The organism is Streptomyces smaragdinus (assembly GCF_009604385.1).
GTDB classification, from domain to species: domain Bacteria; phylum Actinomycetota; class Actinomycetes; order Streptomycetales; family Streptomycetaceae; genus Streptomyces; species Streptomyces smaragdinus.
Genome location: NZ_WEGJ01000001.1, coordinates 233,125 through 246,670, shown reverse-complemented (window position 1 = coordinate 246,670; position 13,546 = coordinate 233,125). Strand labels below are relative to the sequence as shown.

15 protein-coding genes and 1 tRNA gene are annotated in these 13,546 nt (G+C 72.5%); all 16 read right to left on the bottom strand.

Annotated elements, in window-relative coordinates:
* Nucleotides 1–5 precede the first annotated feature (5 nt).
* The 16 genes from hypE to SRB5_RS01175 all read right to left on the bottom strand — a co-directional run bounded on the left by hypE (nt 6) and on the right by SRB5_RS01175 (nt 13,523).
* Complete coding sequence (gene hypE, locus SRB5_RS01250) at nt 6–1,088, bottom strand: hydrogenase expression/formation protein HypE (protein ID WP_323376731.1); 1,083 nt, start codon at nt 1,086–1,088, stop codon at nt 6–8.
* Nucleotides 1,085–2,212 (bottom strand): hydrogenase formation protein HypD, encoded by a 1,128-nt coding sequence (hypD, locus tag SRB5_RS01245; RefSeq protein WP_153449500.1) that lies wholly within the window; start codon nt 2,210–2,212, stop codon nt 1,085–1,087. Before hypD ends, hypE begins: the two co-directional genes overlap by 4 nt.
* A complete protein-coding gene (locus tag SRB5_RS01240) occupies nt 2,212–2,484 on the bottom strand; it encodes a HypC/HybG/HupF family hydrogenase formation chaperone (protein WP_153449499.1) in 273 nt (90 codons plus the stop codon). The genes hypD and SRB5_RS01240 overlap by 1 nt, the downstream gene beginning before the upstream one ends.
* On the bottom strand, nt 2,462–2,734 hold the full coding sequence (locus tag SRB5_RS01235; RefSeq protein ID WP_153449498.1) for a hydrogenase/urease maturation nickel metallochaperone HypA: 273 nt from the start codon (nt 2,732–2,734) through the stop codon (nt 2,462–2,464). Before SRB5_RS01235 ends, SRB5_RS01240 begins: the two co-directional genes overlap by 23 nt.
* Complete coding sequence (locus tag SRB5_RS01230; protein ID WP_323376728.1) at nt 2,727–3,209, bottom strand: hydrogenase maturation protease; 483 nt, start codon at nt 3,207–3,209, stop codon at nt 2,727–2,729. Before SRB5_RS01230 ends, SRB5_RS01235 begins: the two co-directional genes overlap by 8 nt.
* Nucleotides 3,206–4,336, bottom strand: coding sequence for a hypothetical protein (locus SRB5_RS01225; RefSeq protein WP_323376726.1), 1,131 nt, complete (start codon nt 4,334–4,336; stop codon nt 3,206–3,208). Before SRB5_RS01225 ends, SRB5_RS01230 begins: the two co-directional genes overlap by 4 nt.
* Entirely contained in the window at nt 4,333–4,935 is a 603-nt protein-coding gene (locus SRB5_RS01220) for a DUF5947 family protein (protein WP_323376724.1), read from the bottom strand. The genes SRB5_RS01225 and SRB5_RS01220 overlap by 4 nt, the downstream gene beginning before the upstream one ends.
* Complete coding sequence (locus SRB5_RS01215; RefSeq protein WP_153449497.1) at nt 4,932–5,423, bottom strand: NifU family protein; 492 nt, start codon at nt 5,421–5,423, stop codon at nt 4,932–4,934. Before SRB5_RS01215 ends, SRB5_RS01220 begins: the two co-directional genes overlap by 4 nt.
* Nucleotides 5,424–5,426: 3 nt before the next feature.
* Complete coding sequence (locus SRB5_RS01210; RefSeq protein WP_153449496.1) at nt 5,427–7,199, bottom strand: nickel-dependent hydrogenase large subunit; 1,773 nt, start codon at nt 7,197–7,199, stop codon at nt 5,427–5,429.
* A complete protein-coding gene (locus SRB5_RS01205) occupies nt 7,192–8,241 on the bottom strand; it encodes an NADH-quinone oxidoreductase subunit B family protein (RefSeq protein ID WP_153449495.1) in 1,050 nt (349 codons plus the stop codon). Before SRB5_RS01205 ends, SRB5_RS01210 begins: the two co-directional genes overlap by 8 nt.
* On the bottom strand, nt 8,238–8,906 hold the full coding sequence (locus SRB5_RS01200; RefSeq protein WP_228389677.1) for a D-sedoheptulose-7-phosphate isomerase: 669 nt from the start codon (nt 8,904–8,906) through the stop codon (nt 8,238–8,240). The genes SRB5_RS01205 and SRB5_RS01200 overlap by 4 nt, the downstream gene beginning before the upstream one ends.
* The gene (locus tag SRB5_RS01195) at nt 8,899–9,126 is read right to left on the bottom strand and encodes a HypC/HybG/HupF family hydrogenase formation chaperone (RefSeq protein WP_153449494.1); all 228 of its coding nucleotides are present in this window, start codon (nt 9,124–9,126) and stop codon (nt 8,899–8,901) included. Before SRB5_RS01195 ends, SRB5_RS01200 begins: the two co-directional genes overlap by 8 nt.
* Nucleotides 9,123–9,716, bottom strand: a complete 594-nt coding sequence (locus SRB5_RS01190) for a D-sedoheptulose-7-phosphate isomerase (protein ID WP_153449493.1) — start codon at nt 9,714–9,716, stop codon at nt 9,123–9,125. The genes SRB5_RS01195 and SRB5_RS01190 overlap by 4 nt, the downstream gene beginning before the upstream one ends.
* Before the next feature lie 4 nt (nt 9,717–9,720).
* Nucleotides 9,721–11,631: a PP2C family protein-serine/threonine phosphatase gene (locus SRB5_RS01185; RefSeq protein WP_153449492.1), complete on the bottom strand. Its 1,911-nt coding sequence runs from the start codon at nt 11,629–11,631 to the stop codon at nt 9,721–9,723.
* 545 nt (nt 11,632–12,176) lie between these two features.
* A tRNA-Pro gene (locus tag SRB5_RS01180) sits at nt 12,177–12,250 on the bottom strand.
* A gap of 148 nt (nt 12,251–12,398) precedes the next feature.
* Entirely contained in the window at nt 12,399–13,523 is a 1,125-nt protein-coding gene (locus SRB5_RS01175) for a serine hydrolase domain-containing protein (RefSeq protein ID WP_228389676.1), read from the bottom strand.
* Nucleotides 13,524–13,546 lie beyond the last annotated feature (23 nt).

The following is a 13,546-nucleotide window of genomic DNA, read 5'->3' as shown; positions in this document are numbered from 1 at the left end:
CGTACTCAACAGATCCGCGGCAACGGATCCCCCACCAGCACATCCACGATCCGCGTCCCCCCGAACTCCGTCCGGCACACCACCAACGGCGCCGGATCCGCCACCACCCGCCCGATCACCGCCGCCCCCCGCCCCAGCGGATCACCCCGCAGCGCGGCCAGCGCCGCATCCGCGCGCCCGGCCTCCACGACGGCCACCATCCGCCCCTCGCACGCGATGTACAGCGGATCGATCCCCAGGATCTCCGCCGCCCCCCGCACCTGCGGCCGTACCGGCACCGCACCCTCGTCGAGGACTACCCCGACCCCGGAGTCCCGCGCGACCTCGTTGAGCACCGTGGCCACCCCACCCCGCGTGGCGTCGCGCAGACACCGCACCCCCGCCCCGCACGCGTCGAGCAGCCCCGACACCAGCCCGGCCAGCGGAGCCGTGTCCGACTCCACGTCGCCCTCGATCCCCAGCTCCCCCCGGGCCAGCAGTACCGTCGTCCCGTGATCCCCGATCGGCCCCGACACCAGCACCACATCTCCCGGGCGGGCCCGCGAAGCACCCAGCTCAAACGAGTGCTCCACCACCCCCACCCCCGCCGTGGTGACGTAGCAGCCGTCCGCCTTCCCCCGCTCCACGACCTTCGTGTCACCCGTGACGATCCGCACCCCCGCCCCGGCGGCGGCCCGCGCCATCGACCCGACGATCCGCGTCAGATCCGCGACGGGGAAGCCCTCCTCCAGGATGAAGCCCGCCGAGAGGTACAGCGGCCGGGCCCCGGACATCGCCAGATCGTTCACCGTCCCGTTGACCGCGAGATCCCCGATGTCCCCGCCGGGAAAGAACAGCGGCGAAACCACGTACGAGTCCGTCGTGAACGCCAGCCGCGCCCCGCCCGCCTCGCACACCGCCTGGTCCTCCAGCGGGGCCAGCAGCGGATTGTGGAACGCCGCGAGGAACACCGCCTCGACCAGCGTCCGCGAAGCCTTCCCGCCGGCCCCGTGGGCCAGCGTGATCCGCTCGTCACGCAGCCGCGCCGGACGCCCCCGCGCCCGTTCGATGCGCCGCAGGACCTCCTGCTCCCGCTGATCCGTCGTCACGTCCGCGTCGCCTCCCGTACCTCGATGCGGCTGAACCTGCCGAAGTTGTAGTACGCGGCACAGGCCCCCTCGGAGGAGACCATGCACGTGCCGATCGGCGTCTCCGGTGTGCACGCGGTGCCGAAGACCTTGCACTGCCAGGGCTTGAGCACCCCCTTCAGGACCTCCCCGCACTGGCACGCCTTCGGGTCGGCCACCCGCACCCCCGGCACGTCGAAGATCCGCTCCGCGTCGTACGCCGCGTACGCGTCCCGCAGCCGCAGCGCCGAGTGGGAGATGAACCCCAGCCCCCGCCACTCGAAATGGGGCCGCAGCTCCATCACCCGGCCCAGCGCCCCGAGCGCCTTGGGGTTGCCGTCCCAGGGGACGACCCTCGCGTACTGGTTCTCCACCACCGAGCGTCCCTCGGCGAGCTGCCGCAGCAGCATGTGCACCGACTGCAGGATGTCCAGCGGCTCGAATCCGGCGACGACCAGCGGCTTGCCGTGGACGGAGGCGATGAACTCGTACGGCCGGCAGCCGATGACCGTCGACACGTGCCCGGGGCCGAGGAATCCGTCCAGTCGCTGGTCGGGGGAGTCCAGGATGGCCTTGACGGCCGGGATGATCGTGACGTGGTTGCAGAACACCGAGAAGTTCTCCAGCCCCTCGGCGGCTGCCCGCAGCACGGTGACGGCGGTCGACGGGGCGGTCGTCTCGAAGCCGATGGCCATGAACACCACCCGCTTGTCCGGGTTGGCGCGGGCGATCCGCAGCGCGTCGAGCGGCGAGTACACCATCCGGATGTCCGCCCCGGCGGCCTTGGCGTCGAGGAACGACGAACTGCCGCCGGGCACCCGCATCATGTCCCCGAACGTCGTCATGACGACGTCCGGCCGCATCGCGATGTGGATCGCGTCGTCGACCCGCCCCATCGGGATCACGCACACGGGACACCCCGGCCCGTGCACCAGGTGCACGTTGTCCGGCAGATGGTCCTCGATGCCGTGCTTGTAGATGGTGTGCGTGTGCCCGCCGCACACCTCCATGAACGTGTACGTACGGTCCGGCTCGGCCAGCGCGGCGATCGACGCCGCCAGCGCCCGCGCCTTTCCGGCGTCCCGGTACTCGTCGACGTACCGCATCAGTCGCCTCCCGATTCCCGCAGCGCGGCCATCTCGTCCTCGTAGGCCTCTCCCAGCCCCTCGAGGAACGCCATGGTCGCCCGTGCCTCGCTCTCGTCGATCCGCGACAGCGCGAACCCGACATGGATGAGCACCCAGTCGCCCGGCGCCACGCCCTCCTCGGCGATCAGCGCGATGTTCACGGCCCGGCGCACCCCGCTGACGTCGACCAGCGCCAGATCGGGCTGGTCGGTGCGGAGTTCGACCACCTCACCCGGGATGCCCAGGCACATCGCCCGCCCCCTCCGCCGCCGCGAGCCGGATGGACTCCAGGACGAACGTGTCGCCGTCCACCGCGACCAGGTCGATGTCCGCGCCGTCCGCGACGCTGCCGGCCGACACCAGCGCGAACGACTGGGCCAGCGCGGGCTCCGACACCGCGTGCAGCTCCCCGATCCGCACGGTCACCCCGGTGACCCTGCGCCCCTGGGCCCGGCGCTCCACGGCCTGCAGAATCGCCTCGCACAGTCCGGTCTCATGCATGATCCTTCGCCTCCTTCGATACGGGTCTGTCGTCGAGCAGCCGCCGTACGAGCCGTACGGCCTCGTCCACCGCCCCGGCGACGGCGGGGCTGAGCCCCATCCCCTCGTCCAGGTCGGCCGGTTCGCAGCCGACCACGCGCACCCAGGGCAGCGACACGTTCAGCTGCCGCAGCAGCGCGAGGACCGCCTCGGGCCCCATGTCGTGCGCGTCGACCGGGGGTCCGGGGCCGGCCGGGAGCTCCGGGTCCAGGACGCACAGGGTGCCCGGGGGCTCCCCGCAGCGCAGCGCGTCGACGAGGACCAGGCCCTCGTAGCCGTCCATCAGCTCGTACGCGAGATGCACCCCGCGAATCCCGAAGTCGGCGACCCGGATCCCGTCGGGCGGCGGGTTTGCGGCGAGGCGTCGTACGACCTCCACGCCGAACCCGTCGTCCCGCAGGAACACGTTGCCCACGCCGGCGACCAGCGTCCTCACAGCAGCTCCACCTCGTCGGGTGCGAAGTACCAGTGGCGGCCCATCGCGGCGTGCAGCTCGGCCACCGGGTCGTCGTCGAAGGTCACGGCCAGATGCGTCGCGCCGTCGAAGTCGTGCAGGACGGCGGCGACGCGGGCGGTGCGGCCGTCCAGGAACATGTCCTGCGCGTCGGCCCGCCGGCTGCCGGGGCACAGCCGCACCCGGGTGCCGGGGACGGCCCGTCCGCCGGGCACCGCCACGCCCCCGTCGTCCTCGGGGGTGCGCCGCAGGGCGCCGTGCAGGCGCTCCAGCTCGGGGCCCGTCAGGGACTCGGCGCGGTCCACGACGGCCGCCGCGCGGGCGTCGGTGGCCCGGGCCTCGCGCTTCTCGTCGTCGGTGAGGGTGAGCGTGCGGAGCATCAGCAGCTCGTCGATCTCGGTGGCGTCGTACAGGTCGGCGGGGCTCTCGGGGGAGACGCGCGGGCGGTCCTCGAGGATGATCGGGCTGGCGAGGGCCGTCGTGTCGTCGAGGAGGACGGGCCAGGTGTGCCGGTTGTCGCAGCCGGCCGCGGCTTCGGCGGCCCAGTCCGGGGGGTCGGCCAGCGACAGGAGACGGGCCCGGTCGGCGGCGATCAGGGTGTGGGTGCCGATGAGGGAGCCGAGGAGCATCTCCGAACGGGGCGCCACAGGGCCCGGGGTGAGGTTCTCGACCTGTAACCGGACCTTGAGCAACTGGTCCGTGCCCGAGACGTCGATCCGCAGGACCCCCGAGAGCCGCTCGCCGTCCGTCCGGAAGGGGACGGTGAGCGCGGCGCCGTCGACGAGAGACGTGCGTGCGTCGATCTCGCGTACCACGCCCTCGTCCCACGGCGGTTGGCCCGAGCCGTCGTCGGGACGCCGCTCGGCCTGCAGGAACCTGACCCTGACCGCGAGGGCCGGGGCGGCGCCGCACGGCACGGCGAGCAGCTCGGTCCGGTTCGCCGAGGTCTCCGAGGAGTCCGCGCCGGGCGGTGCCAGCACCCCGAACTGCCAGCGCAGCCGGTTCTTGGGCGCGCTGGCCCGATACGGGTAGAGGACGTACCCCTCAAAGAGGACCGCGTCCGCCACCGCCCGGGCGCGCGCGAAGCCCGCCGGCTCTCCGCCCGTCACCGGGCGCCGCCTCCCTCACGTACCTCCAGATCCGCGAAGAACGCGTCCGTCTCCGCCCGCACCCGCTCGCCCCCGTCGAACCCCTCCCAGTGCGTCCGCACCCGCGCGACCAGCCGATAGCAGGCGTCCACGGGCACCAGATGCCGTTCGACCAGATCCCCCCGACGGCGCACCAGCAGCGCCTCGACGTCATCGGCCACGTCACCGGCCGCCACCGACCGTTCCCACGCCGCGGCCGGCACGGTCGCCTCCGTGGCGCCCGCCGGGCTCGGATACAGCGCCACGTACTCCCCGAGCCGCGAGTTGCGGAAGACGAAGCAGAACCGGACGGGGATGCCCAGCTCCTCCCACTGACCGGCGGTCAGCGTGAGATCCGGGAGCCGGCGGTGGCGCTCGGGCACCGCCCGGTACCGGCCCCGGGCCGCCGCGCCCCGGCCGGCGAGCAGCAGCCGGCACGCCGTACAGACGCACAGCAGCCCACGGGCGTCCAGATCCACCGCGTGCGTGTGGCCGGAGCCGAGCGGGGCGGCGCACAGCTCGCAGCGCGGCTCGTCCGGCGGGGCGTCGAGGAACCGGCGCAGACCGGCCAGGGCGCTCACCGCCGCCCCCGGGGCAGGATCTGCAGCAACTGGGGCTCGCGCACGGGCTGCTCCACCCGTACCTCCGTCACCTCGGGGGCCGCCGCCGCGACGGCCTGCTCGACGACCCGGCGGACACTCGCCCCGGCGGACGGGCAGGAGCCGACGGCCGCGTCCACCCGCACCCGGGCCACCCCGCCGTCCACGCCGAGCAGCACGAGGCCGGCGCCCAGCCGCGCCCCCGCCGACCGCAGCGCCTCCTCGACCCGTGCGGCCGTGGGGCGCGGATGCAGGTCGTGCAGGATGAACAGGCTCCCCACCAGGTCGTCCGCGGCCAGCCGGGCCACGTCCTCGGGTGCCAGCAGCGCGGTGACCCGGGCCAGCCCGGCCCCGTACAGGCGCATCAGCAGCCGTATGAGCTCCTCGGCCTGCCCGCCCACCTGGGGGGAGGCGGAGAGCAGGGTGACGAGCTCGGCCACCCGGGTCTCGACGGCGCGCAGTTCGTCCACGGCTCAGCTCCCGCCCGCGTAGGCGGTGGGGGAGTGGAGCTTCTTCAGCACCTTCCCCTTCCCGAGATACAGATGGACGCCGCACGGCATGCACGGGTCGAAGCTGCGTACCGCCCGCATGATGTCGATGCCCTTGAACCTGTCCGGCGGGTTCTCCTCGAAGATCGGGGTGCCCGCCACCGCGTCCTCGAAGGGCCCGGGGGTGCCGAACGCGTCGCGGCCGCTGGCGTTCCACGGGGTCGGGGGATAGGGGTGGTAGTTCGCGATCCGGCCGTCCCTGATCACCATGTGGTGGGACAGGGCGCCGCGGACGGCCTCGCTGAACCCGCAGCCGATCGCGTTGTCGGGCACCTCGAACGGGGCCCAGGTCTCGGTGCGTCCGGCGCGGACCTCGCCGAGGGCCTGCTCCGCGAAGTGCAGGGCCATGGCGGCGGCGTACGCCTGGAAGTAGGTACGGGCCCGGTTGCGTTCGATCGCGTTGCTCAGGGGCTCGCCGTTGTGCTCCGGGATCCGCCATTCGAAGGTGGTCTCGGGCTTGTTGGCGGTGCGCGGCAGATGGATCCGCACGCTGTGTCCGGTGGCCTTGATGTAGCCGATGTCGACGAGCCCCGACAGCGCGGTGGACCACAGCCGGGCCAGCGGGCCGCCGCCGGAGTCGAGGGCGAGGTGGTCCTTGCCGTCGAACCAGCGCGGGGACATGACCCAGGTGTACTTGTCGTTGAAGTCGCGCTTCTGGGGCCGGGGGACGGTGTGCTGGTTCCACGGATGGCGCCGGTCCACCGGGTTGCCGAGGGGGTCGTGGGTGACGAAGGGCTCGCGGTTGTCCCAGTCGTCGTAGAAAGAACTGCCCAGCAGGATGCGGATGCCGAGGTTGATGTCCACGAGGTCGTTGGTGACCAGCTTGCCGTCCACGATGACACCGGGGGTGACGAACATCCGGCGTCCCCAGTCGCCCATCGTCTCGTAGCGGAAGTCGCAGTGCGCCGGGTCGTTCATGGCGCCCCAGCAGGCGAGCAGCGCCCGGCGGCGGCCGACCTCCTCGTACCCGGGCAGCGCCTGGTAGATGAAGTCGAACAGGTCGTCGTGCATGGGCACGACCTTCTTCATGAACTCGACGTACCGCATCAGCCGGCTGAGGTAGTCGGTGAACAACTGCACCGAGGCGGTGGTGCCGACGCCGCCCGGATACACGGTGGAGGGATGCGCGTGGCGGCCCTCCATCAGGCAGAACATCTCCCGCGTGGACCGGCTGACCTGCAGCGCCTCCCGGTAGAACTCGCCCTCCATCGGGTTGAGGGAGCGCATGATCGCGGCGATCGTCCGGTAGCCGTGCTCGGCGGCGTGCGGGGCCTCGGTGCGTTCGGCGAGGTCCAGCACGCCGGGGTTGGTCTCGCGGACCATGCGTTCGCAGTAGTCGACGCCGACCAGGTTCTCCTGGAAGAGATTGTGGTCGAACATGTACTCGGCGGATTCGCCGAGGTTGAGGATCCACTCCGCGAGTGCCGGGGGCCGGATCCCGTACGCCATGTGCTGGGTGTAGACCGAGCAGGTGGCGTGGTTGTCGCCGCAGATGCCGCAGATGCGGCTGCTGATGAAGTGCGCGTCGCGGGGGTCCTTGCCCTGCATGAAGACGCTGTAGCCGCGGAAGATCGACGAGGTGCTGTGGCACTCGGAGACCACCCCCCGGCCGAAGTCGATCTTCGTGTGGATGCCGAGGCTGCCCACGATGCGGGTGATCGGGTCCCACGCCATCTCGACCAGACCGTCGTCACCCATGCTGGTCAACTCCTCCCCAGGGGGCCGTATAGCCCGTGGTGAGCGCGTCGCCGCGGCGGCGCCACTCCGGTTCCTTCTCGGCCTCGTGCAGGACGACGCTCTGCAGCGTGCGTACGAGCGTCGCGTACAGGCCCTCCGTGGCCGGCGCGACCGTCAGCCCGGGTTCGTCCATGAACGGCATGAACTGGTCGGGGAAGCCGGGCATGGTGCACGCGACGCAGACGCCCCCGACGCTGGGACAGCCGCCCACCCCGTTGATCCAGCCGCGCCGGGGCACGGGGCACTTGACGGCCGGTCCCCAGCAGCCGACCTTCACCAGGCATTCGTCGCGGCCGTAGCCGGTGGCGAGGCGGCCCAGTTCGTAGTAGCCGGCGAGATTGCAGCTCTCGTGCACGCTGCGGCCGAACAGCCATGCGGGGCGGAGGTTGTCGTCCAGCTCGATCATCGGGGCCCGGCCGGCGATCTGGTGCAGCAGGTGGACGAGGGTCTCCGCGAAGCTGTCGGGGTGGACCGGGCAGCCCGGTACGCAGACGATCGGGATGCCGGCCGTGGAGCGCCAGTCCCAGCCGAGGTAGTCGGGCACTCCCATGGCCCCGGTCGGGTTGCCGGCCATGGCGTGGACTCCGCCGTACGCGGCGCAGGTGCCCGCGCCGACGACAGCGGTGGCGTGCGGGGTGAGCCGGTCGAGCCAGGTGCAGACGGTGATGGGCTGGCCCGTCGCCGGGTCGCTGCCGAAGCCCGTCCAGTACCCCTCCTGCTTGACGTCCTCGTTGGGGACCGAGCCCTCGACGACAAGGACGAACGGGTCGAGTTCGCCCCGGGCCGCCCGGTGGAACCAGGCGACGAAGTCGTCGGCGCCGCCCTGCGGTCCGCACTCGTAGTCCAGCAGGGGCCAGTGGAGCTCCACCGGGGGCAGCCCCGGCAGCGCGCTCGTCGCGATCTCCTCGATGCTCGGCTGGGTGGCCGCGGTCAGGGCGACCGAGTCGCCGTCGCAGCTCAGCCCGGCGTTGAGCCACAGGACATGCACCGTCGGCTCCGTCATCGGCCCTCACCCAGGACCCGCTGGACGCACTCCCACAGCACGTGGCGAACCGTCGTCTGCGCCTCCTGGATTCGGTGGACGGACGCCGAGGGGATGACGAACAGGTGGTCGAGTACGTCGAGTCCGGCCAGCCGGCCGCCGCCGTGGCCGGCCAGCGCGACGGTCAGCAGCCCGCGCCGCGCCGCCTCCCCGAGCGCCCGTACGACGTTCGCCGAACCGCCGCTGGTCGTCAGCCCGACCGCGATGTCGCCGGGCCGCCCGACGGCCGCCAGCTGGCGGGTGAACACGGACTCGAAGCCCACGTCGTTGGCGAGCGCGGTGACCACCGCCGAGTCGCGGGTCAGCGACTGCGCGGGCAGCACGCGGGCGCCCGGCGGCGGATGCAGGAACGTGGCGGCCAGGGCATCGGCGTCCGTACTGCTCCCGCCGTTGCCGAACGCGAACAGCCGCCCGCCGGCGGCGAACCGCTCCGCCATGGCCGCGGCACACGCGGCGATCCCGGCCGCGTGCCCGGCCACGACGGCGCGCCGCAGCTCGGTGATCCCGGCCGCCTTCTCCCGCGCGGCACGCGTCACCTCGGCCAGGACGTCGCCGGGGTCCGTGGGCTGCCGGTAGAGGAACGGATACAGGTCCGCCACCTCCGTCATCCGTGGTACGTCACTCATGCGTCACTCCAGCGATCCGGGCGATGGCCTCACCCGCGTGTACGAGGACGGTGTCGCCCACGGCGGCCGACACCAGCGCCACGCTGATCTCCTGCCGCGCCCCGGGCCCGTCCGCCAGCGCCAGTTCGCCGGGCAGCAGCGATACGAGCCGCATCGGGACCGCCTCGTCCGCGCAGGTCGTACAGACCTCCCCGGCACAGCTCCCGTCCGGTGAACTCATCCGATCCGCTCCGTCCCGTACTGCTCGAGGAACACCTGCGTCAGCTCCCACAGCAGGTGATAGAAGGTCATATGGGCCTCCGCGACGATCAGCGGGTCGTCGGACGCCGCGCACAGCAGATGATCGGCGGCCGGGGCGTCCGCTGCGTCGCCGCCGCTCAGCACGACCGTGAGCAGGCCGCCTTCCCGGGCGGTGGCGATGGCCCGGTGCAGGTTGCGGCAGCGGCCGTCCGGCGTGAGGCCCAGCGCGATGTCGTCCGGCCCGGCGAGCGCCCGCAGCTGGTGCGCGAAGACCTCCGCGAACCCCTCCCGCGTCCCGATCCCGCTGAGCGTCGCCGTGTCGTTGCCCAGGGCCACGGCCGGCAGGGCGGGCTTGCCCACGACGGCCGGGTGCATGAACTCGACGGCGAGATGGCTCGCGTCCGCGGCCGAGGCGCCGTTGCCGAAGGTGATCAGCCGGCCGCCGCGCCGGAACCGGGCCGCCATGTCCCGGCAGGCCACGCCCAGCCGTCCGGCCTGGTCCGCGACGCCGTTCAGCGCCGGCTCCCGGGCGGCGAAGGCGTGGTGGACGGCCGCTTCCGTCGGGGTCATGGGGTCAGTCCTCCACGTGCAGGAGGATGACGCAGGTGTCGTCCTCCGGGTTGGTGTCCAGGGCGGACAGCAGGGTGTCCAGATGCTCCTCGGGGTCGCCCGCCGCGCCCCGCCGTGCGGCGTCGCGGAGCAGGGCCATGCGCCGGCTCCAGGGGGCGTCGCGCCGCTCGACCAGGCCGTCGGTGTAGAGGATCACGCGGTCGCCGGGGCGCAGCCGGGTCGTCACCACGCGGTACCCGGCCTCCGTGACGGCGCCCAGCGAGGTGCCCTCGGCGTTGCGCAGCTCGCGGGCGCGGCCGTCGCGTACGAGCACGGGGGGCGGATGGCCGCCCCGGGCCCAGGCCAGGGTGCGGTTCCCGGGGTCGAAGTGGCCGACCACGGAGGTCGCCATCACGGCGGACTCCTGGCTGTTGAGGGTGACGAGGTTGAGGCAGTCGAGGATTCCGGCGGCGTCCGCGCCGGTGTGGGCGATGCCCAGCAGTGCGTTGCGCAGCCGCGCCATGGAGGCCGCCGCGCGCAGGCCGTGGCCGCTGACGTCGCCGATGGCGATGAGGATCCGTCCGTCCGGCAGCGGGGCCGCCTCGAACCAGTCGCCGCCCACCCGCGCGCAGTCCTCCGCAGGGCGGTAGCGCACCGCGATCCGCAGCCCGGGCAGCCGGCCGCCCGGCTTGGGCAGCAGGGCCAGCTGCAGCTCCTCGGCCCGGTGCTGGCGCTGGCGTTCGGCCTCCTGCCGGGAGGCCTCGAGCGCGGCCTCGATCCGGCGGGTGGCGGAGACGTCCTGGACGACGCCGTGGACGGCGATCATGTTGCCGAGGCTGTCGCGGACCAGTTCGGCGGTGATCCGGGCGTGCCGGATCCGGGCGGCGGGCACGGTCCGTACCTCGAACGTGACGGTCTCGGTCCCCGCCGCCAGGGTCCGGGTGGCCTCGGCGGCGGCGGGGCGGTCGTCCTCGTGGACGTAGCGGGGGAGTGCGTCCAGGGGCAGCGGGTCCGACTCCGGGTCGACGGAGAGGATGTCGTACACGCCGCGCGACCAGGTGGTTTCGCCGGTGACCAGATTCCACTCGGCCCAGCCGAGGCCCACCAGGCGCTCGGCGTCGTCGATCCGGCCGGCCATCCGGGCCTGCTCGTCGTGGAACTGCCAGCTGACCAGGAGCCCGCCGCCCACGCGCTGGGCCCGCAGGCTCATCACGGCGGGGTAGCGGACGCCGCTCATGGGCTCCTCGTAGGCGAAGGGGCCCTGCTCGAAGGGGACTCCGGTCTCCAGGACCCCGACGAACGCGCCGAAGATCCCGGCCGCGGCGAGACCTGGGAACGCCGTGAGGAGTCCGCGGCCGGTGATGTGGTCGGGGGCCCGGCCCAGTACGTCCGTGGCGTGGGTGTTGCAGCGTTCGATGCGCAACTCCACGACCTGGAGCCGCTTGTCCCGGACGGGGAAGACCAGCGCCGCGGGGATGGGGATGGCGTTCAGTACGGCGGCCAGCCACGGCGCCGCGAACTCGTCCCCCGGCAGCGCCAGCTCGGCCAGACCGCACAGCGCGCGCCCGGTGTCACCGGCCAGCTCCGCCGCCCGGCCGGCGACCGCGGGCTCCAGGGCGGGCCCCTTCGGCCAGGTCACGGTGACCACGCAGACCAGCGTGTCGTCGACGGGGGCGGAGGTGTGCCACGTCGTGACCCAGATCAGGATCCGGTCCCCGCTGTCGTCGTCCAGCCACAGCAGACGCTCCTTCGGCGCCAGCCGGGTGAGCGGGAACAGACAGCGCAGCGGGATCCTCGACCAGTCGCTGACCGCCTGGGTCGGGGCACCGGCGACACCGCTCATCCGAAGCCCGCCCTCACCGTCGATGATCGCCAGCAGCACCGTCGTGGCACCCCACGGCCCGACGCGGTCGTACAACAGCTGTGCCAGGCGCACGGGACTGTGCGCGGTGTCCGTCCGCGCCGGGGTGGGGCCGAAGGAGCCCGCAGCCCGGTCGCACGCAGCACCGACGAGCCTGTTCCGCACCCCGTTCTGCCTGTTCCTGGAACATGACGGCGAGTTGACGGTCCTGCCGCGGTCATGATCCATGTCATTTCGTCATCTCCTCCGCCGTCACGGTGGACGGCGGTCGTTCCTCAGCTGCGGAGATGCGCTCCGGCCAGGACACCGGCAGCTTTGTTGGTCGGAAAGAGTTCTATCAGTGCCCGGACGATCACCGTCCGCAGTGACAGGTATTGAACGGTGAAGTCACACTTGCGCTCCATACGGGACATTCGATGACGGATCGGTGACCGTGATCGACTTGTGCGTGTCATGGCCCTGAGTGCGACATGGGGCGCCGTCGGAGCCGGCGGACCGGGCACCGGCCGGTGGCCGCGGGGGAGTTCGCGGTGGTGTGGACCACCCCCGGGCGGCGGAGTCGTCCCGGAAACGACGGAAGGGCCCTCACAGGTGATGACCTGCGAAGACCCTTCGAACTGTCGGGACGGCGGGATTTGAACCCACGACCCCTTGACCCCCAGTCAAGTGCGCTACCAAACTGCGCCACGTCCCGGTGCTTGTCCGACCTGGGGTTTCCCCCGTGCCGGTCGCGCACGAGAACAATACCGCACACCAGGGGGTGGTTCGCAAAGCCGATTGGGGACCGTGTTGCGCGAGTGGCGACGGTTACGGATTGCGTGGGGACGTGATACGCCGTGCTATCAACCCATGATCAGCTCCGAGATCCGTGTCACGCTCGCGAAGTCCATCCCCACCCGGTTCTTCGTCACGCCGAAGGTCACGCCCGTCGCCGTGTCCGCGCACGCGAACGTGCCGCCCGCGCCGCCGATGCCGATCACCGACCCGTGGGTGTTCGCCACGCCGCCGATCCCGTAGCCCAGGCCCCAGGCGGACTCCATGCCGAACAGCTCGTCCGGGCCGGACGCCGAGACCGCGGACACCTCCGCCAGCCGCTCCGGTGTCAGCAGGCGCACCCCGTCCACCGGGCCCAGCAGCGCCGCGTACATCCGGGCGATCGCCCGGGCCGAGGTCTTGCCGCCGGCCGGGATGTCCGCCGCGAGGACGTCGGGGCGGTTGCCGAGCTCCGCCGAGGGATGGGTGGCCGGTGGGGCCGACCTCGCGAGGGGGGAGTCCGCGGGGAAGAAGTCCGCCATGTCGGCGGCGCCCGGCGCGTCCTCCAGGACGGCGAGCCGGTGGTGCTCCGACGCCGGCATGCCGAAGTAGAGCTCGTCCGCGATGCCCAGCGGCTCACCGATCTCGTCCACCAGCACCCGCGCGAGGGGCTTGCCCGTGACCCGGCGGATCACCTCGCCGAGGATGTAGCCGAAGGTGTACGCGTGATAGCCGATCCTCGTCCCCGGCTCCCACCACAGCGTGGCGTCCGCCGCCGCGGCCGTCATCCGGTCCCAGTCGCACAGATCGGCGACGGTGGTGTCGAGCGGGATGCCCGGGACGCCCGCCGTGTGGTTCAGCACCTGGCGTACGGTCACCGCCCCCTTGCCGTGGGCGGCGAACTCCGGCCACACCTCGGCGACCGGCGTGTCGTACCCGATCAGTCCCCGTTCGGCCAGGATGTGGACCAGCGTCGAGGTGGCGGCCTTGAGCATGGAGTAGTTGTGGAACACCGTCCCCGAGGTCACCCTCCGGGCGGTCGCCGGGTCGGCGACGCCGGCGACCACGTCGACGATCTGCTCGCCGTCGCGGTACACGGCGACCTGGATGCCGCGCTCCTCGCCCCTCGCGACGAGCTCGTCGACGGTTTCCTGGATCCGCTGCTGCAGGTCGGTCATGGCGGGTGTTCCTCCGGTGCGCGTCTCGTCGGTCATGCTGCTCCGCCCGTACTGACCGC